Origin of the sequence: Nocardia mikamii NBRC 108933, assembly GCF_001613505.1 — a bacterium.
Lineage (GTDB): Bacteria > Actinomycetota > Actinomycetes > Mycobacteriales > Mycobacteriaceae > Nocardia > Nocardia mikamii.
Genome location: NZ_BDCM01000014.1, coordinates 427,369 through 453,130, shown reverse-complemented (window position 1 = coordinate 453,130; position 25,762 = coordinate 427,369). Strand labels below are relative to the sequence as shown.

Below are 25,762 nucleotides of genomic sequence, written 5' to 3'. Positions count from 1 at the left end.
CGGCCGCAGCGACCGCTCGCCGTTCCCGAATGCCCCACCGGCCGAACTCATCTCAGTTACCGACCTCGACCGAGGTCAGCACGTCGCCCACCAGGCCGGCGGCCAGGGTGTTACCGCCCGCCGGGTCGATGAGCAGGAAGCTGCCGGTGTAGCGGTTGACCCGGTAGTCGTCGGCCGCGATCGGCTCCGCGACGCGCACCGAGATGCGGCCGATATCGTTGAGCGCCAGCGATTCCGGATTCGGATCGGCGGCCAGGTTCTGCTCGTCGAACCGCTCGATCAGCGCGCCGACGATGGCCTGCGTGGTCCGGGTGCCGTGCTTGAGCAGCAGGCGGGCGCCCGGCCGCAGCGGCTTGTCACCGAGCCAGCAGACGGTCGCGTCGAACGAATCGATCGGTTCGGGTGCGTCGGCGGCCGCGACGATGGTGTCGCCGCGCGAGATGTCGACCTCGTCGGTGAGCAGCAGGGTCACACTGCGACCCGGCTGGGCGGAGGGCAGTTCGCCGTCGGCGGTGTCGATGCGGTCGACCGTGGTCCGGATGCCGGAGGGCAGCACCACGACCTCGTCGCCCTTGGACACCACGCCCGCGGCGACCTGTCCCGCATAGCCGCGATAGTCCGGATACTCCGCCGTTCGCGGACGGATCACGTACTGGACGGGGAAGCGCAGCCCCACCTGATGGCGGCCGGTGCTGTCGGCATCGACCGGCACCGACTCCAGGTGCTCGATCAGCGAGGGGCCGTCGTAGAACGGGGTTTTCTCCGACCGCGACGCGATGTTGTCGCCGTGCAGCGCCGACACCGGAATCTCCACCACGTCCTCGGCGGCCCAGCCGAGTGTGCTCGTCAGCTCGGTGAACTCGGCCACGATCTGCTGGAACACCGCCTCGGCATCGTCCACCAGATCGATCTTGTTCACCGCCAGCACCAGCTTCGGCACACCCAGCAGCGCCATCACCGCGGCATGGCGCCGGGTCTGCTCGATGACCCCCTTACGGGCGTCGACCAGCAGAATCACCAGCTGCGCCGTCGACGCGCCGGACACGGTATTGCGGGTGTACTGCACGTGGCCCGGGGTGTCGGCGAGCACGAAGGACCGCTTCGGCGTCGCGAAGTACCGGTAGGCCACATCGATCGTGATGCCCTGTTCGCGTTCGGCGCGCAGCCCGTCGACCAGCAGCGAGAGATCGGGAGTGGCCAGACCCTTGTCGACCGAGGCCCGGGTGACGGCGTCGATCTGGTCGGCCAGCACCGATTTCGTGTCGTAGAGCAGGCGTCCGACCAGTGTGGACTTGCCGTCGTCGACACTGCCGGCGGTGGCCAGTCTCAGTAGGTCGGACATCAGAAATAACCCTCTCGCTTGCGGTCTTCCATGGCGGCCTCGGAGACGCGGTCGTCGCCGCGGGTCGCGCCACGTTCGGTGAGTCGCGACGCGGCGACCTCGGCGAGGATGTCGTCGTTGGTCGCGGCATCGGAAAGTATTGCGCCGGTGGTGGATCCGTCACCGACGGTGCGGTAGCGCACCGACTTGACGACCAGCTCCTCACCCTCGCGCGGACCACCCCAGGAACCGGGGGTCATCCACATGCCGTCGCGCTGGTACACGGGCCGCTCGTGCGCGTAGTAGATGGTCGCGAGTTCGACGTTCTCACGCGCGATGTAGCGCCAGATGTCGAGTTCGGTCCAGTTGCTCAGCGGGAACACCCGCACGTGCTCACCGGGCGCGTGCCGGCCGTTGTACAGGTTCCACAGTTCCGGGCGCTGCCGCTTCGGGTCCCAGCGGCCGAACGCGTCGCGCAGCGAGAAGATCCGCTCCTTGGCCCGCGAACGCTCCTCGTCGCGCCGGCCGCCACCGAAGACCGCGTCGAAGCGATTCTCCGCGATGGCGTCCAGCAGCGGCACGGTCTGCAGCGGGTTGCGGATACCGTCGGGCCGCTCGGTGAGCCGGCCGTCGGCGAGGTACTCCTCGACGCTGGCGACGTGCAGCCGCAGCCCGTACTTCTCGACCACGTGGTCGCGGAAGGCCAGCACCTCGTCGAGGTTGTGGCCGGTGTCCACATGCAGCAGCGAGAACGGCAGCGGCGCGGGCCAGAATGCCTTGAGCGCCAGATGCAGCAGGACCGTGGAGTCCTTACCGCCGGAGAACAGGATCACCGGCCGCTCGAATTCGCCCGCCACCTCACGGAAAATGTGGATGGCTTCGCTCTCGAGGGCGGCGAGGGTATCGAATTGTGTATCGGTCACCGTGGAAGTCATGAGGCGTGCAACCCGCATTCGGTCTTGGCGAGGCCGGCCCAACGGCCGCTTCGCGGATCGGATCCCGGTTCCGGCTTCCGCGTGCACGGAGCGCAACCGATGGACGGATATCCCTCCTCGACGAGAGGGTTGACGAGAATGCCGTGCTGGTCGATGTACGCGGCCATCTCGTCGTCGGACCAGGCGGCGATCGGGTTGATCTTCACCAGGCCGAAGCCCTCGTCGAAGGAGATCAGGGGGGCGTTGGCCCGGGTCGGTGCCTCCACGCGCCGGATGCCGGTCACCCACGCGTTGTAGGGAGCCAGCGATTTCTTCAGCGGCACCACCTTGCGCAGCCGGCAGCATTCACCGGCGTCGCGGGCGAACAGATCCTTGCCGAGCAACCGATCCTGTTCGGCGACAGTGTGTTCGGGCCGCACGTTCACGATATTCACGCCGTACACGGTCTCGACCGCGTCCCGGGTGCCGATGGTTTCGGCGAAGTGGTAGCCGGTGTCGAGGAACAGGATGTCGACGCCGGGCCGCACCTGCGCGGCCAGCTGCACCAGGACCGCGTCCTGCATGTTCGAGGCGACGATGTAGCCCGAACCGAACGTGTCCTCGGTCCACTGCAGCAGCTCGGTCGCCGAGGCGTCCGGGCCCAGCCGCGCCGCGCCGTCCTCGGCGATCCTGCGCAGCTCGGCTTCGCTCAGCTTGTCCAATGTGGTTGCCATACTGAATCTCCCGTTACCGAAGGTCGGCCTCGTCGGCGCGGACAGCCCATTGCGCGAACCGCTCACCGCCGTTGCGGTTCTTGACGAAATTGCGGACGACACGCTCGATGTAGTCGCCGAGCTCCTCGCTGGTCACCTTGTGCTGGCGCAGCTTGCGGCCGAAGGCGGCATCGAGCCCGAGCGTGCCGCCCAGATGAACCTGGTAGCCCTCGACCTGATTCCCGTTGCCGTCGTCGACGAGCTGGCCTTTGAAGCCGATATCCGCGATCTGCGAGCGGCCGCAGGAGTTGGGGCAGCCGTTGATGTTGATCGTGACCGGAACCTCGAGTTGCGCGTTGATGTCGGCCAGGCGCTGCTCGAGTTCGGGCGCGAGCACCTGCGAACGCTTGCGGGTCTCCACGAACGACAACTTGCAGAACTCGATACCGCTGCAGGCCAGCAGGTTTCGCCGCCACACGGACGGGCGGGCCTGAAGTCCGAGCGGCTCCAGCTCGCTGATCAGTTCGTCTACCTTGTCGTCGGGAACATCGAGTACCACGAGCTTCTGGTACGGGGTGAACCGGATCCGATCGGCGCCGATCCGCTCGACCGCGTCGGCGACCTTGGTCAGGATCGTCCCCGAGACACGGCCCGCGATGGGGGAGAAACCGATCGCGTTGAGCCCGTTGCGCAGCTTCTGCACACCCACATGATCGATGGGACGGGTGGGCTTCTCCGGCGCCGGGCCGTCGATGAGCTTGCGCTGCAGGTACTTGGTTTCGAGAACTTCTCGGAATTTCTCGACGCCCCAGTCCTTGATGAGGAACTTCAACCGCGCCTTGGTCCGCAGGCGGCGGTAGCCGTAGTCGCGGAACAGCGAGACGACCGCCTCCCACACATCCGGCACCTCCTCGAGCGGCACCCACGCGCCGACCCGCTGCGCGAGCATCGGGTTGGTGGACAGGCCGCCGCCGACCCACAGGTCGAAACCGGGGCCGTGCTCGGGGTGTTCGACGCCGATGAAGGCCACGTCATTGATCTCGTGAACCACATCCTGCTGGCCGGAGATCGCGGTCTTGAACTTCCGGGGAAGGTTCGAGTACTCCTTCTTGCCGATGTAGCGGCGGGTGATCTCCTCGACCGCCCAGGTGCCGTCGATGATCTCGTTCGGCGACTCACCGGCCAGCGGGGAACCGAGCACCACACGCGGGCAGTCGCCGCATGCCTCGGTGGTCTGCAACCCGACCGCCTCGATACGCCGCCAGATCTCCGGGACGTTCTCGATCTCGATCCAGTGGTACTGCAAGTTCTCGCGATCGGACAGATCGGCGGTGTCGCGGGCGAACTCGGTGGAGATCTGGCCGAGGGTGCGTACCTGCTCGACGTTCAGCGCGCCACCGTCACAGCGGATGCGCATCATGAAGTACTTGGCTTCGAGCAGATCGATGTTCTCGTCACCGGTCCAGGTGCCGTCGTAGCCCTGCTCACGCTGGGTGTACAGGCCCCACCAGCGGAAGCGGCCGCGCAGATCGCTCTTGTCGATCGAGTCGAATCCGCCCTTGGCGTAGATGTTCTCGATGCGCGCGCGGACGTTGAGCGGATTGTCGTCCTTCTTGCTCTGCTCGTTCGCGTTCAACGGCTCCCGGTACCCGAGGGCCCACTGGCCCTCGGACTTGCGGCGGACCGGTTTGCCGGTGCGTTCGCGCGGCCCGGAGGCCTCCGGACGGGGCCGGGCACGACGCTCGCGGGCGAGGCGTTCACGATCGGCGCGAACGGACTCGGGGGTGGGACCGGCGTCGGTACTCGACGTCATAGGGTCGCTCCTGAAGAAGATGGATCAGGCCTTGCGGCAGGCGGGAGGGGCTGGCTCGCGCCTTCGGTGTTCAGCGAATCGGGCCGATGGGCATCGCGACGGATGCCGGGAACCGGGAAAGGGGAGGCCGAGCTACCGGAGGCGATCCGGCAGACAACTGGCACTGCAGACACGCTTGAAGTCGACATGGCGGCGCGCCACGAGTCGTACTCCAAGTCCGGTCATGAAAGTTATTGTGCCATGTCAGATGGGTCTTTCCGACGGGTGGGTCATATTCTCCGCAAAAAAGCGGGAAATTCCCTGGACGGCCGTCCTAATTTGTGAGATGCGTCATAGATCAAGCGGATTCGCCGGTTGCCATACCGGCGGGTCCGTTCGCGGGGGCGCCGAGCGGGTCGGTCGAGGCAGCACGACGAGCTTCCCGGTCGCCTCGTCGTTCTCCATCCGGCGGTGGGCCTCGGCGATGTCGTCCAGCGCGACAACCCGGTCGATATTCGGACGCAGAACACCCGCTTCGACGCTGTCGACGATGCGCTGCAGCACGGCCGTGCTGCCCGCGCAGTCGTCGCTGTGGAAGGCGGTGAGCCCGGTTCCGGACGGGATCATCGCGATCGGCTCGAAGTCCGGGATCAACCACCCGCTGAGCGAACCCGCCACACAGACCGTGCCGCCGCGGCGAACCAGACGAAGCGAATCCACTACCGTGCGCGCCCCGACCAGATCCAGGACGTAGTCGGGGCCCTCGGCCCAGATCGCGCGCACGGCCTCGGCCAGAGATCCGCCGTCGTCGGTCAGGACGTGATCGGCGCCCGCCGCGATCAGCGCCGGCACCTTCGCGGGCTGCCGGGTCGTGGTCGCGGTCTCGATACCCTCGGCGGCCGCGAGGGAGATCGCGGCCATGCCCACCGACGAGGTTCCGCCGCGAATCAGCAGCCGCGCCGCGCGCTGCCGCCGCGCGGACAGGACACCCGAGGTCGCCAGCGCGCCATGGGCCGTCATATACGTTTCGGGCAGTGCGGCCAGTACGTGCCACGGCAATGTGGTGCGGATCGGCATCAGCAGCGCGTTCGGCAGCAACGCGAATTCCGCGTACCCGCCGTCGAATTCGCGTCCCATCCCGCCCATCACCGCCGCGACCGTCGTCCCCTCCGGCAGGCCGGGATCGGTCGAGGCCACCACGTCGCCCACGCATTCGATACCGAGTACGCGCGGGAACTCGACCGCCGGGGAATGGCCCTGCCGGGTCCGCAGTTCCGAGCGGTTCACCCCCGCCCCGCGCACCCGCACCAGGCTCCACCCCGGCCTGACCTGTGGAATCGGGCGCTCTCCGATCTCCAGCACCTCCGGTCCGCCCGCCCGCACACAGACCACCGCACGCATCGTCGTCTCGCTCATGCGTTCACTGTCGTGGACTGCGAGGCCGGCCGACCACCGATAGAATGCCACGTTATGCCCGTTCGCCGCCACGCCGCCGAGACGGGGCCGACGTCGCGTCTGTGGCCGTCCGGGGGCGTTCACCAGTGGGCTTCGGGAGCGTCGAGTTCGGTCCACGCCCATGCGCGCGGACATCTGGTGTACGCCGCCCGCGGTGTGCTCTCGGTGCACACCGATCGCGCGACGTCGATCGTGCCGGCCAACCGGATCGGCTGGACCCCAGCCGGATTCACACATCAACACCGCGCGCACGGACGCACCGACATGCGGATCGTCTTCCTCTCCGCGGCGCCGGCCCGGCTGCTCCCGGATCGCCCCGCGGTATTCGAGGCCACCGATCTGGCCCGCGAGGTCGTCCTCAGTCTCACCGGGCCTCGCGACCACGACCGCGGTGCGCGCGCCCGGCTGCACCGCGTTCTCGTCGACGAACTCCGGGAAGCCCGCGAGCGTCCGCTGCAACTGCCGCAACCCCGCGACGACCGATTGCAGGCCGTCGCGCGGATCCTGTACGACAACCCCGCCGACACCACCGCGCTGGCAGAACTCGGGCGGGCGGTCGGCGCGGGTGCGCGCACGCTGAGCCGGCTGTTCCACGACGAGCTCGGCATGACCTTCTACGAATGGCGCACCCAGCTGCGCATCTCGCACGCTCTGGTGCTGCTCGCCGAGGGCCACGACGCGACATATGCCGCGCACACCTGCGGGTGGGCGAACCCCAGCGGTTTCATCGCGGCGTTCACCGAGATCGTCGGCACCACCCCCGGCAGATACGCCCGCTCGCATCGGACCCATCACGGGCAACCGGCGCCGGAGGCGGTCGACTAGCCGGTGTGCCGCCGGTCACTGCACCGCACCGGGCACACTGGTGGGGTGACCGCATCCGCCCCCGAACAGACCACCGACGCGCCGACGCTGCGCGATTTCGGCGGCGGGCCGTTCGGGATCTACGTGCACGTCCCGTTCTGCGCGACGCGCTGCGGCTACTGCGATTTCAACACCTACACGGCGGGCGAGCTGGGTTCCAGCGCCTCGCCGGAGTCGTGGCTCGCGGCGCTGCGCGGGGAATTGACCACGGCGGCAGCGGCTTTCGCGGAATTGCCCAGCGCGCAACCGCCGGTCTCGACGGTGTTCGTCGGCGGCGGCACCCCGTCGCTACTGGGCGGTGACGGCCTGGCCGCCGTCCTCGCCGCCATCCGCGCCGAATTCTCCCTCGCCGCCGACGCGGAGGTGACCACGGAATCCAATCCGGAGTCCACCTCACCGCGGTTCTTCGACCAGATCCGGGCCGCCGGCTACACCCGCGTCTCGCTCGGTATGCAATCGGCCGCGAGCCACGTCCTGCGCATCCTGGACCGCACCCACACGCCCGGCCGCGCCGGGGCCGCCGCTCGCGAGGCGCGAGCCGCCGGTTTCGACCACGTCAATCTCGACCTGATCTACGGCACGCCCGGCGAATCCGATGCCGACCTCGACGCCAGCCTCGACGCGGTCCTCTCCGCCGGGGTCGACCACGTCTCCGCCTACTCCCTGATCGTCGAGGACGGCACCGCCATGGCCCGCAAGGTCCGCCGCGGCGAACTCCCCGCACCCGACGAAGACACCCTCGCCGCCCGCTACGAACGCATAGACGCCCGCCTCAGCGCCGCCGGCTTCGACTGGTACGAGGTATCCAACTGGGCCACAACACCTTCCGCCCGCTGCCGGCACAACCTCGGCTACTGGGACGGCGGCGACTGGCTCGGCGCCGGCCCCGGCGCGCACAGCCACCTCGGTGGGGTGCGCTGGTGGAACGTGAAGCATCCGGGCCGCTACGCCGAGCGCATCGCGTCCGGCACCGGACTACCCGCCGCCGGATGGGAGGCGCTGACCGACGCCGAGCAGTACACCGAGCGGGTGATGCTGCGCGTGCGGTTGCGGTCCGGGCTACCGGTCGAGGAATTGGATGCCGATGGGCGTGCGGCACTCGAGAGTGTGGTCGCCGAGGGATGGGCCCGGGTGAGCGGTGATCGGCTCGTCTTGACCGATCGAGGGCGCCTGCTCGCCGACGGAGTCGTCCGCGATCTGCTGAGCTGACAGTCGCCCCCGGCGGCGAGCCGAAATCTGGCCGCGCACTTCGAGACCTGGATCGAAAGAGCCGTTCGCCGCCTGCGCGAGGAGCAACCCGCCACCTGGCAGCGATCCGGTGGATCGGCCGATTTCGCCCCGAATTCGGCGCTGCCGCCCGGACGCGGGCCCGGACAGCGTAGGGTTCGAGACAACTTGAGGAGATCCATGTCACAGGCACGCCACATCACACTTGTCCACGAGCAGAGCGAGTTCGCCGAAACGCGTGCCGCGGAGAAAGCCGAGGCCGCACGGCGCGGCGCGCTCGCCGCGCGGGCGGTGGCCAGTCATTCGACCGGAGTCGACGACTGCCAGGCGCTGCTGACGATGCTCGGATTGGATGCGGCGGCAGGCAAACTCGTCGGCGAATCGGACTGAGTTCGCGCATCGGGCGACGATCGGACGTCGTCGCCCGCGCCTCCGGTGATTCCACCCCGTTCCACTGCGCGACCGGGTAGCCGGCGCCGGTCCGGTATCACTGTGCGACCTCACACGCGGGAACTCGTCCGCACAGGAACTAAACTGGTGTCGGATCAACCGGGAATCCGCGTGGTCGATGCTGCCCGTGTGCGGCCGTGTGGACCCCGAAGGCGAGCGAGGAGGTGGGGCCGATGTCGAGCACCGAGAAGCGGCGGCTGGAGGTCCTGCGCGCGATCGTCGCGGACTACATCGCGACCAAGGAGCCGATCGGGTCGAAAACGCTGGTGGACAAGCACAATCTGGGTGTCTCCAGCGCCACCGTGCGCAACGATATGGCAGTGCTCGAGGCCGAGGGCTACATCACCCAGCCGCACACGAGCTCCGGTCGCATCCCGACCGACAAGGGCTATCGCCAGTTCGTGGACAACATCGCCGAAGTCAAGCCGCTGTCGAATGCCGAGCGCCGCGCGATCATGGAGTTCCTCGAAAGCGGCGTGGACCTCGACGACGTCCTGCGCCGCGGGGTGCGGTTGCTGGCGCAGCTGACCCGGCAGGTCGCGATGGTGCAGTACCCCACGGTCTCGGCGTCGACGGTGCGCCACCTGGAGGTCGTGGCCCTCAATCCGGCCCGGCTGCTGCTGGTCGTGATCACCGACACCGGGCGGGTCGATCAGCGGCTCGTCGACCTGGGGGCGGTGATCGACGACGAGGATCTCGCGGCCCTGCGCGGCATGCTCGGCAAGGCGATGGACGGTAAGCGTCTGTCCGCTGCCTCGAGCGCCGTCGCGGCGTTGCCGGAGAACGCACCCGCCCGGCTGCGCGATGTGCTGATCCGGGTGTCGACCGTACTGGTCGAAACCCTGGTGGAACATCCGGAGGAGCGGCTGGTGCTGGGCGGCACGGCCAACCTCACCCGCAACGCCGGCGATTTCGGCTTCCCGGGCTCGCTGCGTGCCGTACTCGAGGCGCTCGAGGAGCAGGTGGTGGTGTTGAAGCTGCTGGCCGCCGCGCAGCAGCCCGGCACGGTGACGGTGCAGATCGGCGAGGAGACTCGGGTCGAGCAGATGCGCGGTACCTCCGTGGTATCCACCGGGTACGGTATGCCGGGTACCGTGCTGGGAGGTATGGGAGTGGTCGGCCCGACCCGGATGGACTACCCCGGCACGATCGCCTCGGTCGCCGCGGTCGCCCGTTATATCGGTGAGGTGCTCGCGGAACGATGAGCCCGCCCCGGTAACCGGGATCCGCGCCGGTCGGCAACGCGTTCGCCGGTCGGCCACAGTGAACATGGCAGCATCGGCTGTGAGCAGGGATGCTGGACGACACCCATTCGGAACAGGACTAGAGACTCAAGTGGCACGGGACTACTACGGAATCCTCGGCGTCGGGCGCAATGCGTCCGACCAGGAGATCAAACGCGCCTACCGCAAGCTGGCCCGGGAACTGCACCCCGACGTCAACCCGGATCCCGACGCGCAGGAGCGGTTCCGCGAGGTATCCACCGCCTACGAGGTCCTCACCGACTCCGAGAAGCGCCGCATCGTCGACATGGGCGGCGACCCGATGGAATCGGCGGGCGCGGGCGGTGGCTTCTCCGGCGCCGGCTTCGGGGGTCTGGGCGATGTGTTCGAGGCCTTCTTCGGCGGTATGAACGCGACCAGTTCGCGCAAACCGCGCGGACGGGTGCAACCGGGCGCGGATTCGCTGCTGCGGACCCGGCTGTCGCTGGCCGAATGCGCGGTCGGCGTCACCAAACACCTCACCGTCGACACCGCGGTGCTCTGCGATCTGTGTCAGGGCTCGGGCACCAACGGCAATTCCAAGCCGGTGCGCTGCGAGACCTGTGGCGGCGCGGGCGAGGTGCAGACCGTGCAACGCTCTTTCCTGGGACAGGTCATGACGTCCCGGCCGTGCCCGACCTGCCGCGGTACCGGCGAGACCATCCCCGATCCCTGCCGCAAATGCGGTGGTGACGGCCGGGTGCGTGCCCGCCGCGAGATCGCCGCGCCGATTCCGGCCGGTGTGGCCAACGGCATGCGGGTGCGGCTGGCCGCGCAGGGCGAGATCGGCCCCGGCGGCGGACCGGCCGGCGACCTCTACGTCGAGATCGTGGAGCAGCCGCACGACACCTTCGTCCGCGACGGCGACGATCTGCACTGCACGATCCGGGTGCCGATGGTCGATGCCGCACTCGGCACCACGGTCGTCATCGACACCATCCTGGACGGGCCCACCGAACTGACCATTCCGCCGGGCACCCAGCCGGGCGAGGTGTCGGTGCTGCGCGCCCACGGCATGCCGAAGCTGCGCTCCAGCTCGCGCGGCGATCTGGTCGCGCACCTGGACATCGTGATCCCCACCAAACTGGACAACAAGCAGTTCGATCTGCTGCGCAAGTATCAGGCGATGCGCAACGGCGAACACACCGAGGTGCTCTCGGCCCAGTCCGAACACAACAGCGGATTGTTCGCGCGGTTGCGCGCCTCGTTCAGCGGTCGCTGAAAACGCCGTGGCCGCAACGGTTTTCTACCTCGACGACATACCGCCGGTCGGCGCGATCGCGGTGCTCGACGGTCCCGAGGGACGGCACGCCGCGACCGTGCGCCGCATCCGGGCCGGCGAGCCGATCACGCTCTCCGACGGTGCGGGACTGCTCGCCGAATCCGAGGTCGTGGCCAGCGCACGGGATCGACTGGACCTGAAGGTGCTCGACCGGGTGGTCGCCCCGCCCGTGTCGCCCGCGGTGACGGTGGTGCAGGCGCTGCCCAAATCGGATCGCTCCGAACTCGCGGTCGAATTGATGACCGAGGCGGGCGCCGACGTGATCGTGCCGTGGCAGGCCGCGCGGTGTGTCGCGAACTGGGAAGCCAAGGCGCGCAAGGGGGTCGACAAATGGCGGGCGGCGGCCCGGGCGGCGGCCCGGCAGTCGCGGCGGGCCTACATCCCCGAGGTGACCGAGCTGCACCGGACCGCGGATGTCGTGGAGTTGGTCCGGACAACCGTCGCGGACAACGGCCTGGCGATCGCACTGCACGAATCCGCGGCGGCGCGATTCGCCGAGCTGCCGTTCCCGCAGACCGCGCCGATCGTGTTGATCGTGGGCCCCGAAGGCGGTCTCGACGAGTCGGAGCTGGATGCGCTCACCGCGGCGGGGGCCACGGTCGCGCTCCTGGGGCCCACGGTGTTGCGCACCTCCACAGCCGCGGCGGTCGCGCTCGGTGCGGTGGGGGTTCTGACTCCGCGCTGGTAGGTCCCGGATCCGTCCGGCATCTGCGGTCCCCGGGTGCTGCGGCGTGGTCGTCAGGCGCGGCCGTCGAGACCGGCAGGGGCGGCCTCGGATGCGCCGGCCGGAAGGCGTGACCGGGCGCTTTCGGATCGCAGCCGGAATCCGAGGGCGGCCACCAGTCCCGCCGCGACGATGATCAGCACGCCCACGTACAGCGCGAGTCCGGCCCAGCCGTGCCAGCCGTAGGCCAGTCCCGCGAGCGCGCCGACCACGGAACTGCCGACGTAATAGGCGAACAGGTACAGCGACGACGCCGCCGCGCGGTTGCCGTGCGCGGTGGCTCCCACCCAGGCGCTGGCCACGGAATGCGCACCGAAGAAGCCCGCGGTGAACAACAGCAGACCCGGCAGCAGAATCGCCAGATGGTCGGGAATGGTCAGGAGCAGCCCGACTGCCATGGTGGCGAGGGAGATCGCCACGACCGGGAACCGGCCGCGCCGATCGGCCAGCCGGCCCGCCGCGGTGGACGAGACCGTGCCGGACAGATACATCAGGAACACCGCCCCCGCCGTGGCCGCGGACAAACCGAACGGTGACTGGATGAGCCGGTAGCCGAGGAAGTTGTACACCGACACGAATCCGCCCATCAGCAGGAAGGCCAGCCCGAACAGCGGCAGCAGCGCGCGGTCGCGCAGATGTGCGGCGAGATCGCCCAGCAGGGCACCGACGCCGAGAGGCCGTGCGACGAAGTAGCGCGAGGGCGGCAGCATCCGCACGAACCACACCGTGCACAGCGCGGCGCCCACCGCGAAAATCGTTGCGCCCCAACGCCAGGACGCCACCTCCAGGGTGAAGGCCGGGATCAGCCGGCCGGCCAGACCGCCGATGGTGGTGCCCGAGACGTAGATGCCCATCGCCGCGCCCAGTCCGGCCGAACCGATCTCCTCGGCGAGATAGGCCATCGCCACCGCGGGGACGCCGGCGACGGCGATGCCCTGAACCGCCCGCCCTGCCAGCATCACGTCCAGATTCGGGCTGAACGGCAGCAACAGGCCGATGACGCTGGTCGCCACCGCGGACGCGATCATCACGCGGGTGCGCCCGAACCGCCCCGACAGCACGCTCACCGGGACGATCGCCACCGCCAGCAGTCCGGTCGTCAGCGAGACCGCCAGTGCGGCGTGCGCGGGCGTCGCGCCGAAGGCCGCCGACAGGCTCGGCAGCAGTGCCTGCGCGCTGTACATCGAACCGAAGGTGGTGAGTCCGGCCGCGAAGAGGGCGAGGGTGATCCGTCGTTCGCGGCGCGCGTCCTCGGCCGTCCGGGTGGGAGCGGTGGTCACGGTCGCGCTGGTCATTCCTCCACCGTGGCTCCGCACGGCTGGAAAAGGAAATGCATAATGATCGGTAAGTTGATGCAATTGCCGCATTAGGCGAGCTGAGCGCGGGGAGCCTTCCGATGGCGAGTGACGATTGGCACTGGTTTCTGACCCTCGCCGAACTCGAGCGCGTGGGCGCGGCGGCCGACCGGCTGCATCTGGCCCAGCCCACGCTGTCGCGCATGCTCGCCCGGCTCGAACAGCGGCTCGGCACGCGATTGTTCGACCGGCACGGTAAGCGGCTGACGCTCAACGAATCCGGGCGCATCTTCTACGAACACGCCCGCCGCGCCCAAGCCGAACTGGACGCCGCGGGCCGGGCACTCGCGGATCTGGCGAATCCGGCGCGGGGGTCGGTGCGGCTGGCGTTCGTCCATTCCTTCGGCGGCCGGGTGGTGCCGGAGTTGATCGCCGGTTTCCGGCGGGTGTCGGGGCGGATCACGTTCCGGCTCGACCAGGGGCCCGCGAACGTGGTGGCCGCCGAGGTCCTCGCCGGCACGGCGGATCTGGGCCTGACCTCGCCCGAACCCGCGCTGCCGGGACTGGGCTGGCGCACGCTGTTCCGGCAGCGCCTCGCGCTGGGAGTGCCGGTCGACCACCGGCTGGCGGGACGGCGGCAGATCCGGCTGGCAGAGGCCGCCGAGGCCGAATTCATCGCCATGCCGACCGGTTACGGGATGCGCAGAATTCTCGACGAGCTTTGTGCCGCAGCGGATTTCCGCCCGCGGATCGCACTGGAATCCAGTGATCTGGTGACCGTTTCGGGTCTGGTGGCGGCAGGACTCGGCGTGGCGTTGCTGCCGTTGGAGGAACCCGCGGTGCGGGGCCCGCAGCCCGGGCCGGTGCTGGTTCCGCTGTCGGATCCGGGCGCCGCCCGCGCGGTCGGGCTGATCTGGTCGGCCGACGCGGTGCCCGGCGAGGCGGTGCGCACCTTCCGCGACTTCGCCGTCGAATGGGCGCACCGCAGCGGTCGGTGAACGGGCGATGACGACTGCTCATCTTCCGGGTGAGCGGCCCTGAGCTGGGGCTGGAGATCAAATAAGTGGGCGGTGTCGGTGCCGCGCGATAGACTTTGAGAACAGGAGAGGATCCGTTCGAGACCGGAAAGCAGGCCATAGCCCCTTTTGCGAACATCAGGCGATATCGGCGACCCGACAACACCCACGACCGGCATCGGAGCCGGTGCCCCCGGCAATGGTAACGGTTCGGGTCCAGCGGCCCGGACGGTGCGTTCCAGCATCGAACTGGCCCCCGAGTCCGTGTTCGGATTCCTCGGTTCCGCCGACGCGAACCTGCGTGAACTCGAAGGTCTCCTCGACGCCGACATCCACGTGCGCGGGAATTCGGTCACCCTCACCGGTAAGGCCGCCGATGTGGCGCTGGCCGAGCGGGTGGTCGAGCAGCTCGTGGCGTTGACGGCGCACAATCGCGTCGTCACCCCGGAAGCGGTCCGGCATACGGTCTCCATGCTGACCGAGGGGTCCTCCGATTCTCCGGCCGAGGTGCTGAGTCTGGACATCATCGCCCGGCGCGGAAAGACGATCCGCCCGAAGACGCTGAACCAGAAGCGCTACGTCGACGCCATCGATGAGCACACCATCGTCTTCGGCATCGGGCCGGCCGGTACCGGTAAGACGTATCTGGCGGTCGCCAAGGCCGTGCAGGCGCTGCAGAGCAAGCAGGTCACCCGCATCATCCTCACCCGTCCGGCGGTGGAGGCAGGGGAGCGGCTGGGTTTCCTGCCGGGCACGCTGAACGAGAAGATCGACCCGTATCTGCGCCCGCTCTACGATGCCCTGCACGACATGATGGACCCCGAGGCGATTCCGAAGCTGATGGCCTCCGGCGTGATCGAGGTCGCCCCGCTGGCGTACATGCGCGGCCGCAGCCTCAACGATTCGTTCATCATCCTGGACGAGGCACAGAACACCACGCCGGAACAGATGAAGATGTTTCTGACCCGGCTCGGCTTCGGCTCGAAGATCGTCGTCACCGGCGACGTCACCCAGGTCGACCTGCCCGGCGGGACCAGGTCCGGACTGCGGGTGGTCAGCGACATCCTCACCGATATCGACGACATCCATTTCGCGGAGCTCACCTCCAGCGATGTGGTGCGCCACCGGCTGGTCTCGGAGATCGTCGACGCCTACGACCGCTACGAGTCCGATGCCCGCCCGCAGGTGGCGCGGCACTACCCGGGCGGCAACCGCGCCCAGCGCCGCGCGGCCGACAAGGCGGCTCGCCGCTGAGTAGCTCGAGCGGCTCGCCGCTGAGTAGCTCGACCGGCTCGCCGCTGAGTGACCGCAGCGGCTCGCCGCTGATGTGGTGGTGAGCCCCCGCGCGGCCCCCATTAGGCTGGCAGGGTGAGTATCGAGATCGCCAACGAGTCGGGCATCGACGTATCGGAACCGGATCTGGTCAGCGTCGCGCGGTTCGCGATCGAACGGATGGACGTGCATCCGGCAGCCGAATTGTCGATGGTGCTCGTCGATCTCGATACCATGGCCGACCTGCACATGCGGTGGATGGATCTGCCCGGGCCCACCGATGTGATGTCGTTCCCGATGGACGAACTCGAGCCCGGTGGCCGCCCCGACGGCGCCGAACCGGGCCCCTCGATGCTCGGCGACATCGTGCTCTGCCCGGAATTCGCCGCCGCCCAAGCCGGTAAGGCCGGCCATTCCCTCGACCACGAGCTGGCGCTGCTCACCGTCCACGGAGTGCTGCATCTGCTCGGCTACGACCACGCCGAGCCGGAAGAGGAGAAGGTGATGTTCGGCCTGCAGAACCGTCTGCTCGCCGAATGGTACGAGAGCCTGCGCGAGGCCGCCCGCCGCGCCGAACTGGCCGAGCGCGACCGCCGCCTGCTGGGTAAGACCGGATTCACCGCCCCGGGCGACCCCCTGGACCCCGCATGAGCGGTCAGGGCCGGAGGCGGCAGCGCAGCGTCACCACGCAGGCCCGAGCTCATGCGGCCATCGAATACAGCATGAGCGGTCAGGGCCGGAGGCGGCAGCGCAGCGTCACCACGCAGGCCCGAGCTCATGCGGCCGAGGGCAGAGCGTGAACTGGCTGATCCCACTGCTGCTGGCGATTCTGCTGGTGCCGGTCGGCGGTGTCTTCGCGGCGATCGATTCCGCGTTGATGACGGTCTCACCGGCGCGGGTCGACGATCTGGTCCGCGCCGACCGTCCGGGCGCCCGCCGCCTGGCCCGGATCACGATCGACCGGCCGCGCTATGTGAACCTCATGGTGTTGCTGCGGCTGGCTTGTGAGATCGCGGCGACGGTCCTGCTGGCCGCCGCGCTGAGCGAGGTGCTCAGCTGGGGGTGGGCGCTGGCCGTGACGGCGGTGATCATGGTCGTGATCGACTATGTCGTCATCGGTGTCGGCCCGCGCACGCTGGGCCGCCAGCACGCGTATTCGATCTCGCTGGCGGCCGCGCTGCCGCTGCAGGCGATCGGGGCGCTGCTCGGCCCGGTGAGCCGGTTGCTGATCATGATCGGTAACGCCATCACCCCTGGTCGCGGATTTCGCAACGGCCCCTTCGCTTCCGAAGTGGAACTGCGCGAGATCGTCGACATGGCGCAGCAGAGCGGTGTGGTCGATTCCGAGGAACGCCGCATGATCCAGTCGGTGTTCGAACTCGGCGACACCGCGGCCCGGGCGGTGATGGTGCCGCGCACCGAGATGGTGTGGATCGAGGCGGACAAGACGGTGGCGCAGGCGATGTCGCTGGCCGTGCGGTCCGGGCATTCGCGCATTCCCGTGGTAGGCGAGAACGTCGACGACATCCTCGGCGTGGTCTATCTGAAAGATCTTGTGCCGTATGCGGATCGGGGCCGCAGTGTGCAGGTGCGGGCGGTGATGCGGCCGGCCGTGTTCGTGCCCGATTCGAAACCGCTCGACGCTCTGCTGGACGAGATGCAGCGTCGCCGCAATCACATGGCGTTGCTGGTGGACGAATACGGCGGCATCGCCGGGCTGGTCACCATCGAGGACGTCCTCGAGGAGATCGTCGGCGAGATCGCCGACGAATACGACACCGACGAGATCGCGCCGGTGGAGGAGCTGGGCGAGGGGGTTTACCGCGTCTCCACCCGGCTGCCGGTCGAGGATCTGGGCGAGTTGTTCGGCCTGGAGATCGAGGAGGAGGACGTCGACACCGTCGGCGGCATGCTGGCCCACACGCTGGGCCGGGTGCCGCTGCCGGGATCGGAGGTGGTCGCGCACGGGCTGCTGCTACAGGGGGAAGGCGGCGCCGATGCCAGAGGGCGGGTGCGCGTGCACACCGTCGTCGCGCGCCGGGCGGGGGAGCCGGGCGACCTGTCGGGCGCGCTCGCGGAGGCGGTGCGCGGCGACCGTCGGGGGCGGGAAGAGACGTCGAGATACGAGAACGGAGATGGCGATGACCGAGGGTGAAACCGCCGAATTGAACACCACCGAATTGAGTGCCGAGGACGGCAAACTGCTGGTGCTGGCCCGCGGTGCGATGGGACGCACCGGCGGGGTGGCGGGCGCGGCGATCCGCGATACCGACGGCCGCACCTACGCCGCCGGCGCGGTGGACCTGAACGCGTTGTCGCTGTCGGCGCTGCAGGCGGCGGTGGCGGCCGCGATCTCCAGCGGTGCGGAGGGGTTCGAGGCGGCGGTGCTGGTCGGCGGGCAGGATGCCGATCCGGGCGTGGCCGCGGTGCGGGAGGTGAGCGCGTCGGCCGCGGTCATCGTCACCGATCGCAAGGGTGCGACCTACCGCACCGTCGATGCCGGAACCGAGACGGCGCGATGAGCGTCCAGCAGCCCGGCGAGGGCGAATTCCGTTCCGGCTTCGTCTGTTTCGTCGGCCGGCCCAATACGGGTAAATCCACGCTGACCAATGCCATGGTCGGCCAGAAGATCGCGATCACGTCCTCGCGGCCGCAGACCACCCGCCACACCATCCGCGGCATCGTGCATCGCGACCACGCGCAGCTGATCCTGGTCGACACTCCGGGACTGCACCGGCCGCGCACGCTGCTGGGGCAGCGCCTCAACGATCTGGTGCGCGACACCTACTCCGAGGTCGACGTGATCGCGCTGTGCATCCCGGCCGACGAGAAGATCGGACCGGGTGACCGCTGGATCGTGCAGCAGGTCAAGCAGATGGCGCCGAAGACGACCCTGATCGGCGTGGTCACCAAGATCGACAAGGTGGACAAGCCGCAGGTCGCCGAGCAACTGCTCGCGGTCTCGCAACTGCTGGGTCCCGAGGCCGAGGTGGTTCCGGTCTCGGCGGCCAAGGGCGAACAGGTCGAACTGCTGGTCGATGTGATCGCGTCCAAGATGCCGGAGGGCCCGGCGTTCTATCCCGACGGTGAGCTGACCGACGAGCCCGAGGAAACCCTCATGGCCGAGCTCATCCGCGAGGCGGCGCTGGAGGGGGTGCGCGACGAGCTGCCGCATTCGCTGGCGGTGGTGATCGAGGAGATCATGCCGCGCGAGGAACACGAGGGCATGCTCGACGTGCACGCCCTGCTGTACGTGGAGCGGCCGAGTCAGAAGGCGATCATCATCGGCAGACGCGGCGCCCGGCTCAAGGAGGTCGGCACTGCGGCGCGCAAGCAGATCGAGCACATCCTGGGCACCCGCATCTATCTGCATCTGCACGTGAAGGTCGCCAAGGACTGGCAGCGCGATCCCAAGCAGCTGCGCAAGCTGGGCTTCTGATCGGGGCTCCCGCCACGGAGCGGGCCGCTGCTCCGGCCGCCCGCATCGGCGGCAGGCGTTTTCCGGCCGCGACCCGGCGGTCGGTCTGCTCGGCCTCGGCGGGTTCGCTCGAACCCCTGGTCTCTTTCCGGCGCCATGGTCTGTGATCTCCGTCTCGCGGGCGCTCCCGCGACGCCGCGCCGATCTGGTCACCCGCTCATATCGGATTCGCAGTTGGCCGTAGTCGAATTGTGATGTGCGATTCCGGTGTTTCCGCAGGAGCGCGCGAACTGTGTGCGCACGCACATTGTGAGACGGGCCTACGATCCTGGCGTGAAGTGGATGTCCCGGGCGTTCGGCTCGAAAGAGCTGCCGCCACAAGTGCGTTCGGATCTGGAATCGGAAGGGATCGTCGTATTCGGCCCGGTGAGTGGATCGCTGGCCAGACGCAATTATCGGACACCACTGCACTACGGTTCTTCCAGTTGGGAGAATATCGTCGGCGGAACCATCGGGATGAGCAGAAAACGCCTGGTCATCTGGGGAAATCGGGAGGCGTTGGTCGACGTCTGGCTGGGGCACCCGGCCGTCACCATGGAACTGCAGGGGCCCGAACGCATGCTCGTCGAGGCCGACCGCGGCGCGATCGACCCGATCCGCACCGGCTGGACCACGTTGCTGCTGCGCACAATTCACGCACCGCGCATCGCGCAGCTGTATGCGGAGGGCCTGCCGCGCAGCGTGTAGAGGCCACGACGGCCCGGCGCATCCGAGCGGGACGGATGCCCGGCGAATCGGTGGCGGCTACGTCGGCCGGGCGCGGCACGTGTCGCCCGGCCGGGGGCCGAGTGGCGTGGGGACGCGGGCACGTCGGGGTGGCGTGGGAGACTGTGAACGTGTTGTTGTATCGGGACCAGGCGATTGTGCTGCGCCAGCACAAGCTGGGGGAGGCCGATCGCATCGTCACGCTGCTCACCCGTCAGCACGGGCTGGTGCGGGCGGTGGCGAAGGGGGTGCGCCGCACCCGGTCGAAATTCGGCGCGCGGCTGGAACCGTTCGCCTATATCGATGTGCAGCTGTATCCCGGACGCAACCTCGACACCGTGACGCAGGTGTCCACGGTGGAGGCGTTCGCCGCCGATATCGTCGCCGACTACGGTCGCTACACCACCGCCTGCGCGGTGCTGGAAACCGCCGAACGTCTCGCCGGTGAGGAGCGCGCCCCCGCGCCCCGCCTGCACACCCTGACCGCCGGCGCCCTGCGCGCGATCGCCGCCGGTAGGCGCCCGCACGAACTGATCCTCGACGCGTTCCTGTTGCGCGCCATGGGTTTCGCGGGCTGGGCGCCCGCTCTCGACGAGTGTGCCCGGTGTGCCACCCCCGGCCCGCACCGCGCCTTCCACGTGGCCGCCGGGGGTGCGGTCTGCGTGCACTGCCGCCCGCCCGGCTCGGCCACGCCCGCGGTCGGGGTCCTGGAATTGATGAGTGCGCTCAATCGCGGGGACTGGACCGGACTCGACGTGGTGGCCGAGTCCGTCCGCCGCCAGGCCAGCGGGCTCACCGCCGCCCATCTGCAATGGCATCTGGAACGGCAGTTGCGGACGTTGCCGTTGATCGAGCGCTCTCGTCCGCACGAGGCGGCGGAGTCGCCGGCGTCGCGGGTGGGATAGACCGGCCGGCTACCCGAGGTCGGCGAGCTGCGGGACCGCCGGCGCCATGCCCTCGATCCACGCGGCGGGTGAGCCCGTGGTCGGGGTGATCAGCACCGCGTCGATGCCCAGTTTCGCGTAATCGGCCATGCTGCGGACGAATTCGTCGCGAACGTCCGGATTCGGGCGCGGGTTGTTGGCCATGATCGTGGTGCGGATGGTGTCGAAATCGCGACCGACGTCGTCGCAGTGGCGGCGCAGCACGTCCAGTTTGTGGGCGACATCCTCCGGCGAGGTGCCGAACAGATTGCAGGCGTCGCCGTACTGTGCGACCAGCCGCAGCGTCTTCTTCTCGCCGCCGCCGCCGATCAGCACGTTCGGGCGATGGATCGGCTGCGGTGAGCACAGCGTCTCGGCCAGCTGGTAGTACTTGCCCTCGAACGGCCCGTTGTCGCGCGGATCCCACATCTGCGCGCAGATCCGCAGCGTCTCCTCCAGCCGCTCGAACCGCTCGGCCAGCGGCGGGAACTCGACCCCGAGCCCGCGGTGCTCGCGCTCGAACCACGCGGCCCCGATCCCCAGCGTGGCCCGCCCGCCCGACAGCACGTCGAGGGTGGTGACGATCTTGGCGAGCAGACCCGGATGCCGGTAGGTCACGCCGGTGACCAGCAGTCCGAGATCGATCGAGGTGGTATGTGCCGCAAGGTATCCCAGCGTGGTGTATCCCTCCAGCATATTCGCCTCGGCCGGTAGCCCGGTCGGCTCGATCTGGAAGTAGTGATCCATGAACGACAACCAGGTGGCGCCCGCCGCCTCCGCGGCCTGCCCCACACGCGCCAGCTCTCCCGCGATCGCGGGGGTGCCGCCGTCGATATCGAAGATAGGAATGTGAAATCCGAGCTCCATGGAGTTCTCCTCGTCAGTGACTGACTTCCCGGGGAGAACGCTATGCCCTGGAGCGCACTCCAGGTCAAGAGGTTTCCGGGAATGCGGGCCCTGTGCGCGGCTCGGACGGGGTAATTTCACTTGAAGGTGCCACCAACCTTACGGAGAAAGCTTCGATGTCCCACGAGCTGGTCGAGTTCGATACGGAGAAGGCGCATTCGGCGCGGATGTACGACTACTACCTCGGCGGCAAGGATAATTATCCGGCCGATCGCGAGGCCGCGTCGAAGGTGATGGAGGCGTTTCCGGAGACCGCGCAGGCCGCGCGGGCCAATCGCGAATTCGTCCATCGGGCGGCACGTTTCGCGGCGCGTCACGGCGTGCGGCAGTTTCTCGACATCGGCACCGGAATTCCGACCGAACCGAATCTGCACAACGCCGTGCAGGCCGTCGATCCGCATTGCCGCGTGGTGTACGTCGACCACGACCCGCTGGTGCTGGCCCATGCCCGCGCGCTGATGATCGGTTCGGAGGAGGGGCGTACCGAATACATTCCCTCGGATGTGCGCGATCCGGACGTGATCCTCGGCTCGGAGCCGTTCCGCGCGGTGATCGATCTGTCCCAGCCGGTGGCGCTCAACCTGGCCGCGATCATGCATTTCGTCACCGACGAAGAGGGCGCCTACGACATCGTGCGCAGCTATATGGACGCGTTCGCGCCCGGGTCGTACCTCAGCATCACCCACGCCTCCAGCGATGTGAATCCGCAACGGCTCGCGAAGGTGGCAGCGGTCTACGCCCAGGCCGGGATGAAGGTCGCCCTGCGCAACAAGGCCGAGGTCACCCGCTTCTTCGACGGGCTGGAGATCGTCGAGCCCGGCGTGGTCCCGATGCACCGCTGGCACCCGAATCCGGACTTCTACATCCCGGAGGAGCGGCTCGCGTGGGCCGACGAGGCGTTCGGCGTCTGGGCCGCGGTCGGCGTCAAGCCCTGAGCGGATGCGCGGGCGCAGGTCGGCGGGGAAATCCCACGGCACCGGTCACGAGCGGCGCGCGGTGATGCAGGATAGGTGGCGTGATCGGTAACCGCTCCCAGACCACCCGCACGATTCGTCCGCCGTCACCGCACCCGTCGGGCGCCACCCCGCCCGCGCTGCCGCCGGAATTCGTGCCCAGGCATGTGGCGCTGGTGATGGACGGCAACGGCCGGTGGGCCCAGGATCGGGGGCTGCCGCGCACCGCCGGGCATGAGCGCGGCGAGGCGGTGCTGATGGACACCGTCGAGGGTTGTATCGAGATCGGCGTGAAATGGCTTTCCGCCTATGCCTTTTCGACCGAGAACTGGCGGCGCAGCCCGGACGAGGTCAAATTCCTGATGGGCTTCAACCGCGACGTGATCCGGCGCCGCCGCGACGAGATGCACGAGATGGGCGTGCGGGTGCGCTGGGCGGGCCGGCGACCGCGCTTGTGGCGCAGCGTGATCAAGGAATTGGAGATCGCCGAGGAGCTCACCAAGGACAACACCGTGATGACGCTGACCATGTGCGTCAACTACGGTGGCCGCGCCGAAATCGCCGACGCGGCACGGGACATCGCGCGGGCGGTGGCGGCCGGGCAGCTGGATCCGGAGAAGGTCACCGAATCGACCTTCGCGAAGTATCTCGACGAACCGGATATGCCGGATGTGGACCTGTTTCTGCGCCCCTCCGGTGAGCTGCGCAGTTCGAACTTCCTGATCTGGCAGTCCGCCTATGCGGAGTTCGTCTTCCAGCACACCTTGTTCCCCGATTTCGACCGTCGCGACCTGTGGGAGGCCTGTGTGGAGTACGCCAAGCGCGATCGCCGGTTCGGTGGCGTGAAGTGAGCAACGATCTGACCGTCGCCCGGGAACTGCAGGCCCAAGCCGCCGCCTGCCTGCGTCGATGCGATATCGCCGTGCGGGAGGAGGACGGTGACGCCCTCGGCTTCGAATACGAGGGCGCGCTGTGCTCCCTGCGCGGCGTCACGCTGGCGCCGGGGCTGGATGTCCTCACGCTGACCTGCGTGCTCGCCTGGGATCGCCCCTTGAAGCCACAACTGCACAAGCGCGTCGCCGATCGCAACAACGCCCTGCAGTTCGGCTCGCTGACGATCATCGCCCACGAGAAGCTCGCCGACGTCCTGCTGCGCTACACCTTCCCGGCGGCCGGCCTCGACGACGACGCCCTGGCGACGATGCTGCTGCTCGTCCTGTCCGGTGCGGGCCGCGCCCGCCAGGGTCTGGTGCCCTGACCGGCCCGAAGCCCGTTCAGGCCACGGGTAGTGGATAGGACGACAGCGTCCCGGTCTTCGCGGAACGGCTGCTCATCCGGGTGAAGATCTCGGACATCGCCGCCGAGGACAGCACGCGGTAGGTGAGGTCGCGGCGGCGAATCTGCCACCGGGTCGCGGGCGCGAGGAAGCGGCCCGCGCCGGTGGCGAACTTCTGCGACTTCTCGACCGTGGGACGCATGATGCGCTCGTAGCGGGCATAACCGATCCGATGATCGCCGTTTGCCGCCGCCAGCTCGCCTGCCAAGGTGTACGCGCCGAGCATGGCGTGGCCGGTGCCGTTACCGCCGGGCCCCGCGCACCAGGCGGCGTCGCCGAGCAGCGTTACCCGGCCGCTGGACCACCGGTCGAGCCGGATCTGGCTGAGCGAATCGAAATACAGGTCTCCGGCATCCTGTAGTGCGGTGAGCATCTGCGGCGCTCGCCAGCCGACGCCGGCGAAGTGATCGGTGATGAACCGCTTCTGCGCGGCGACATCGTGGCGGTCGAATTCCGTGGGGGGAGCGGAGAATATGAAGCCGACCATGGCCTGTTCGGGATCGCGGGCGCTGGCGAGTGAGAGGTAGCGGCCCGGCTCGTTGTAGATCACGCCGCTGTGATCGAGTCCGAACGTGTTGGGCACGCTGAACGCGGCGACGTAATAGCCGAGATCGCTCCGGAACTCGTCCTCGTCGCCGAAGACCAGTCGCCGCACCCCGGAGTGCAGTCCGTCCGCGCCGACGACGAGGTCGTAGCTGCGCGAGGGGCCGTGGGCGAACTGCACCCGGACCGTGTCGGCGTCCTGGTCGATGGCGGTGATGCGATCGCCGAAGACGTAGTCGGCGTCTGTGCTGCTGTGGCGGTGGAGGATTCGGGCCAGATCCCCGCGATCGATCTCGACCTCGCCACTGAACAGTGCGGACGGGAATCGCGACACGGCGCGTCCCGCGGCGTCGACGACGAGTTGATCGCCCATACCGGTCTCGTGGGCGCGGATATCGGCGAGGACCCCCATGCGCTCCAGCAACGTGACCTGGTCGCCGCGGAAATCGACGGCCGCGCCGCCGCCGGCGCGCAGCACCGGCGATTGCTCCACCACGGTGACCCGGTATCCGAGGCGTCCCAGCCAGAAGGCGAGTGACGGGCCGCCGATACCGGCGCCGGAGATCAATACGGACAGGCTCATGACTGCTCCCTGCGGGTGGGCTACTGCGTGACAGCTCGACCATACAAACGTCTTATCCATTTGGTCAATCCATTTGGATAAACCGCTTGGAATACCCATTGGCTAGCATCGCCGACATGGGTAACCGGGACGATCTGCTGGCCGGGGCGTTGGTGTGCTTGAAAGAAAAGGGGTGGGCCCGCACCACGGTCCGGGATATCGCCGCCGCGGCCGGTGTCAATCACGCCGCGATCGGCTACCACTTCGGCTCCCGGGACGCGCTGCTGATCGAGGCGTTCACCCAGGCGATGGAGGAATGGGGCCTGCGAATCCAGGAGGCGACGCTCGCCGCGCTCGATTCCGACGCCGGCCCGCGGGAACGCTACGAGGCGTTCTGGCAGCACACGATCGCCTCGTACTCCGAGAACCGGCAGCTCTGGCTCGCCTCGGTCGAGGCCGGGGTGGAAGCGGAGCGTTCACCGCGGGTGCGCGAATTGATGACCCATGCCATGGCCGAGGGGCGCAGCGGTCTCGCCGCCGGGTTGCTGGGCATCCCCGAAGACGCCGTCGACGACCGGGCGGTGCGGACGATCGGCGCTCTGCAACTGGCCCTGATGTCCGGCGTGCTCATGCAGTGGACGCTCGACCCCGAGCATGCGCCGACCGAGCACGATCTCACGGAGGGGTTGCTCGCGCTGGCCGATCGCATCACCGGCGGAACGGGCGGCTGAGTGTTACGGCAGTGCCGTCGAAAGTTGTTGCGGCGCCG

At 68.6% G+C, this 25,762-nt stretch carries 27 protein-coding genes; 18 read left to right on the top strand and 9 right to left on the bottom strand.

Annotated elements, in window-relative coordinates:
* Window positions 1-52 precede the first annotated feature (52 nt).
* The 6 genes from NMI01S_RS23670 to NMI01S_RS23650 all read right to left on the bottom strand — a co-directional run bounded on the left by NMI01S_RS23670 (window position 53) and on the right by NMI01S_RS23650 (window position 6,156).
* On the bottom strand, window positions 53-1,342 hold the full coding sequence (locus NMI01S_RS23670) for a sulfate adenylyltransferase subunit 1 (RefSeq protein ID WP_063000545.1): 1,290 nt from the start codon (window positions 1,340-1,342) through the stop codon (window positions 53-55).
* Window positions 1,342-2,274, bottom strand: coding sequence for a sulfate adenylyltransferase subunit CysD (gene cysD / locus NMI01S_RS23665; RefSeq protein WP_157126323.1), 933 nt, complete (start codon window positions 2,272-2,274; stop codon window positions 1,342-1,344). Before cysD ends, NMI01S_RS23670 begins: the two co-directional genes overlap by 1 nt.
* Window positions 2,253-2,969 carry a phosphoadenylyl-sulfate reductase gene (locus tag NMI01S_RS23660; protein WP_063000541.1) on the bottom strand — a complete coding sequence of 239 codons (717 nt, stop codon included), beginning with the start codon at window positions 2,967-2,969 and terminating at the stop codon, window positions 2,253-2,255. The genes cysD and NMI01S_RS23660 overlap by 22 nt, the downstream gene beginning before the upstream one ends.
* A gap of 13 nt (window positions 2,970-2,982) precedes the next feature.
* Entirely contained in the window at window positions 2,983-4,761 is a 1,779-nt protein-coding gene (locus tag NMI01S_RS23655) for a nitrite/sulfite reductase (RefSeq protein ID WP_063000539.1), read from the bottom strand.
* A 132-nt stretch (window positions 4,762-4,893) separates the two neighbouring features.
* Window positions 4,894-4,986, bottom strand: coding sequence for an Ms4527A family Cys-rich leader peptide (locus NMI01S_RS36435; RefSeq protein ID WP_368854180.1), 93 nt, complete (start codon window positions 4,984-4,986; stop codon window positions 4,894-4,896).
* Window positions 4,987-5,091: 105 nt separating this feature from the next.
* On the bottom strand, window positions 5,092-6,156 hold the full coding sequence (locus tag NMI01S_RS23650) for a zinc-binding dehydrogenase (protein ID WP_084513226.1): 1,065 nt from the start codon (window positions 6,154-6,156) through the stop codon (window positions 5,092-5,094).
* Between the two features lie 54 nt (window positions 6,157-6,210).
* Between NMI01S_RS23650 and NMI01S_RS23645 the strand changes: the two genes are divergently transcribed.
* From NMI01S_RS23645 to NMI01S_RS23620, 6 genes are all read left to right on the top strand, one after another.
* On the top strand, window positions 6,211-7,020 hold the full coding sequence (locus tag NMI01S_RS23645; RefSeq protein ID WP_084513194.1) for an AraC family transcriptional regulator: 810 nt from the start codon (window positions 6,211-6,213) through the stop codon (window positions 7,018-7,020).
* Window positions 7,021-7,065: 45 nt separating this feature from the next.
* Window positions 7,066-8,268 (top strand): radical SAM family heme chaperone HemW, encoded by a 1,203-nt coding sequence (hemW, locus tag NMI01S_RS23640; protein WP_084513193.1) that lies wholly within the window; start codon window positions 7,066-7,068, stop codon window positions 8,266-8,268.
* A 198-nt stretch (window positions 8,269-8,466) separates the two neighbouring features.
* Complete coding sequence (locus NMI01S_RS23635) at window positions 8,467-8,676, top strand: hypothetical protein (protein ID WP_063000536.1); 210 nt, start codon at window positions 8,467-8,469, stop codon at window positions 8,674-8,676.
* A gap of 233 nt (window positions 8,677-8,909) precedes the next feature.
* On the top strand, window positions 8,910-9,941 hold the full coding sequence (gene hrcA / locus NMI01S_RS23630) for a heat-inducible transcriptional repressor HrcA (protein WP_063001029.1): 1,032 nt from the start codon (window positions 8,910-8,912) through the stop codon (window positions 9,939-9,941).
* Window positions 9,942-10,071: 130 nt separating this feature from the next.
* Window positions 10,072-11,220, top strand: coding sequence for a molecular chaperone DnaJ (dnaJ, locus tag NMI01S_RS23625; protein WP_036499695.1), 1,149 nt, complete (start codon window positions 10,072-10,074; stop codon window positions 11,218-11,220).
* 7 nt (window positions 11,221-11,227) lie between these two features.
* Window positions 11,228-11,968, top strand: coding sequence for a 16S rRNA (uracil(1498)-N(3))-methyltransferase (locus tag NMI01S_RS23620; RefSeq protein WP_063000533.1), 741 nt, complete (start codon window positions 11,228-11,230; stop codon window positions 11,966-11,968).
* 50 nt (window positions 11,969-12,018) lie between these two features.
* Here NMI01S_RS23620 and NMI01S_RS23615 read toward each other — a convergent pair whose 3' ends face one another.
* The gene (locus tag NMI01S_RS23615; RefSeq protein ID WP_063000531.1) at window positions 12,019-13,299 is read right to left on the bottom strand and encodes an MFS transporter; all 1,281 of its coding nucleotides are present in this window, start codon (window positions 13,297-13,299) and stop codon (window positions 12,019-12,021) included.
* Between the two features lie 101 nt (window positions 13,300-13,400).
* On the opposite strand from NMI01S_RS23615, the gene NMI01S_RS23610 reads away from it, so the two are divergent.
* From NMI01S_RS23610 to recO, 8 genes are all read left to right on the top strand, one after another.
* A complete protein-coding gene (locus NMI01S_RS23610; protein ID WP_063000528.1) occupies window positions 13,401-14,297 on the top strand; it encodes a LysR family transcriptional regulator in 897 nt (298 codons plus the stop codon).
* A 195-nt stretch (window positions 14,298-14,492) separates the two neighbouring features.
* Window positions 14,493-15,569, top strand: coding sequence for a PhoH family protein (locus tag NMI01S_RS23605; RefSeq protein WP_063001027.1), 1,077 nt, complete (start codon window positions 14,493-14,495; stop codon window positions 15,567-15,569).
* A 114-nt stretch (window positions 15,570-15,683) separates the two neighbouring features.
* Window positions 15,684-16,238, top strand: a complete 555-nt coding sequence (gene ybeY / locus NMI01S_RS23600; protein WP_030512859.1) for an rRNA maturation RNase YbeY — start codon at window positions 15,684-15,686, stop codon at window positions 16,236-16,238.
* 145 nt (window positions 16,239-16,383) lie between these two features.
* Window positions 16,384-17,742: a hemolysin family protein gene (locus NMI01S_RS23595; protein WP_063000525.1), complete on the top strand. Its 1,359-nt coding sequence runs from the start codon at window positions 16,384-16,386 to the stop codon at window positions 17,740-17,742.
* Window positions 17,729-18,109 carry a cytidine deaminase-like protein gene (locus tag NMI01S_RS35585; RefSeq protein WP_063920844.1) on the top strand — a complete coding sequence of 127 codons (381 nt, stop codon included), beginning with the start codon at window positions 17,729-17,731 and terminating at the stop codon, window positions 18,107-18,109. Before NMI01S_RS23595 ends, NMI01S_RS35585 begins: the two co-directional genes overlap by 14 nt.
* The gene (gene era, locus NMI01S_RS23585) at window positions 18,106-19,026 is read left to right on the top strand and encodes a GTPase Era (RefSeq protein ID WP_063000521.1); all 921 of its coding nucleotides are present in this window, start codon (window positions 18,106-18,108) and stop codon (window positions 19,024-19,026) included. The genes NMI01S_RS35585 and era overlap by 4 nt, the downstream gene beginning before the upstream one ends.
* Window positions 19,027-19,338: 312 nt before the next feature.
* The gene (locus tag NMI01S_RS23580; protein WP_104394168.1) at window positions 19,339-19,752 is read left to right on the top strand and encodes a hypothetical protein; all 414 of its coding nucleotides are present in this window, start codon (window positions 19,339-19,341) and stop codon (window positions 19,750-19,752) included.
* Between the two features lie 149 nt (window positions 19,753-19,901).
* Window positions 19,902-20,675 carry a DNA repair protein RecO gene (gene recO / locus NMI01S_RS23575; RefSeq protein WP_063001025.1) on the top strand — a complete coding sequence of 258 codons (774 nt, stop codon included), beginning with the start codon at window positions 19,902-19,904 and terminating at the stop codon, window positions 20,673-20,675.
* A gap of 9 nt (window positions 20,676-20,684) precedes the next feature.
* Here the strand turns inward: recO and NMI01S_RS23570 are convergent, their stop codons facing one another.
* On the bottom strand, window positions 20,685-21,560 hold the full coding sequence (locus tag NMI01S_RS23570; protein WP_063000517.1) for an LLM class F420-dependent oxidoreductase: 876 nt from the start codon (window positions 21,558-21,560) through the stop codon (window positions 20,685-20,687).
* Between the two features lie 155 nt (window positions 21,561-21,715).
* Between NMI01S_RS23570 and NMI01S_RS23565 the strand changes: the two genes are divergently transcribed.
* From NMI01S_RS23565 to NMI01S_RS23555, 3 genes are all read left to right on the top strand, one after another.
* Window positions 21,716-22,534, top strand: a complete 819-nt coding sequence (locus tag NMI01S_RS23565; protein WP_063000515.1) for an SAM-dependent methyltransferase — start codon at window positions 21,716-21,718, stop codon at window positions 22,532-22,534.
* Window positions 22,535-22,614: 80 nt separating this feature from the next.
* Window positions 22,615-23,403, top strand: a complete 789-nt coding sequence (locus NMI01S_RS23560; RefSeq protein WP_439956294.1) for an isoprenyl transferase — start codon at window positions 22,615-22,617, stop codon at window positions 23,401-23,403.
* Between the two features lie 8 nt (window positions 23,404-23,411).
* The gene (locus tag NMI01S_RS23555; RefSeq protein ID WP_036499762.1) at window positions 23,412-23,810 is read left to right on the top strand and encodes a hypothetical protein; all 399 of its coding nucleotides are present in this window, start codon (window positions 23,412-23,414) and stop codon (window positions 23,808-23,810) included.
* A 16-nt stretch (window positions 23,811-23,826) separates the two neighbouring features.
* Here NMI01S_RS23555 and NMI01S_RS23550 read toward each other — a convergent pair whose 3' ends face one another.
* Window positions 23,827-25,014: an FAD-dependent monooxygenase gene (locus tag NMI01S_RS23550; protein WP_063000512.1), complete on the bottom strand. Its 1,188-nt coding sequence runs from the start codon at window positions 25,012-25,014 to the stop codon at window positions 23,827-23,829.
* Between the two features lie 116 nt (window positions 25,015-25,130).
* Here NMI01S_RS23550 and NMI01S_RS23545 point away from each other — a divergent pair, with 116 nt between their 5' ends.
* Window positions 25,131-25,724 carry a TetR/AcrR family transcriptional regulator gene (locus NMI01S_RS23545; RefSeq protein ID WP_063000511.1) on the top strand — a complete coding sequence of 198 codons (594 nt, stop codon included), beginning with the start codon at window positions 25,131-25,133 and terminating at the stop codon, window positions 25,722-25,724.
* The last annotated feature ends 38 nt before the right edge of the window (window positions 25,725-25,762 follow it).

Excerpts from the sequence above, each read along its gene's own strand:
- NMI01S_RS23670 (WP_063000545.1), bottom strand. The coding sequence starts at position 1,342 with ATGTCCGACCTACTGAGACTGGCCACCGCCGGCAGTGTCGACGACGGC.
- cysD (WP_157126323.1), bottom strand. The coding sequence starts at position 2,274 with ATGCGGGTTGCACGCCTCATGACTTCCACGGTGACCGATACACAATTC.
- NMI01S_RS23660 (WP_063000541.1), bottom strand. The coding sequence starts at position 2,969 with ATGGCAACCACATTGGACAAGCTGAGCGAAGCCGAGCTGCGCAGGATC.
- NMI01S_RS23655 (WP_063000539.1), bottom strand. The coding sequence starts at position 4,761 with ATGACGTCGAGTACCGACGCCGGTCCCACCCCCGAGTCCGTTCGCGCC.
- NMI01S_RS36435 (WP_368854180.1), bottom strand. The coding sequence starts at position 4,986 with ATGACCGGACTTGGAGTACGACTCGTGGCGCGCCGCCATGTCGACTTC.
- NMI01S_RS23650 (WP_084513226.1), bottom strand. The coding sequence starts at position 6,156 with ATGAGCGAGACGACGATGCGTGCGGTGGTCTGTGTGCGGGCGGGCGGA.
- NMI01S_RS23645 (WP_084513194.1), top strand. The coding sequence starts at position 6,211 with ATGCCCGTTCGCCGCCACGCCGCCGAGACGGGGCCGACGTCGCGTCTG.
- NMI01S_RS23635 (WP_063000536.1), top strand. The coding sequence starts at position 8,467 with ATGTCACAGGCACGCCACATCACACTTGTCCACGAGCAGAGCGAGTTC.
- hrcA (WP_063001029.1), top strand. The coding sequence starts at position 8,910 with ATGTCGAGCACCGAGAAGCGGCGGCTGGAGGTCCTGCGCGCGATCGTC.
- NMI01S_RS23615 (WP_063000531.1), bottom strand. The coding sequence starts at position 13,299 with ATGACCAGCGCGACCGTGACCACCGCTCCCACCCGGACGGCCGAGGAC.
- NMI01S_RS23610 (WP_063000528.1), top strand. The coding sequence starts at position 13,401 with ATGGCGAGTGACGATTGGCACTGGTTTCTGACCCTCGCCGAACTCGAG.
- NMI01S_RS35585 (WP_063920844.1), top strand. The coding sequence starts at position 17,729 with ATGACCGAGGGTGAAACCGCCGAATTGAACACCACCGAATTGAGTGCC.
- era (WP_063000521.1), top strand. The coding sequence starts at position 18,106 with ATGAGCGTCCAGCAGCCCGGCGAGGGCGAATTCCGTTCCGGCTTCGTC.
- NMI01S_RS23570 (WP_063000517.1), bottom strand. The coding sequence starts at position 21,560 with ATGGAGCTCGGATTTCACATTCCTATCTTCGATATCGACGGCGGCACC.
- NMI01S_RS23565 (WP_063000515.1), top strand. The coding sequence starts at position 21,716 with ATGTCCCACGAGCTGGTCGAGTTCGATACGGAGAAGGCGCATTCGGCG.
- NMI01S_RS23550 (WP_063000512.1), bottom strand. The coding sequence starts at position 25,014 with ATGAGCCTGTCCGTATTGATCTCCGGCGCCGGTATCGGCGGCCCGTCA.
- NMI01S_RS23545 (WP_063000511.1), top strand. The coding sequence starts at position 25,131 with ATGGGTAACCGGGACGATCTGCTGGCCGGGGCGTTGGTGTGCTTGAAA.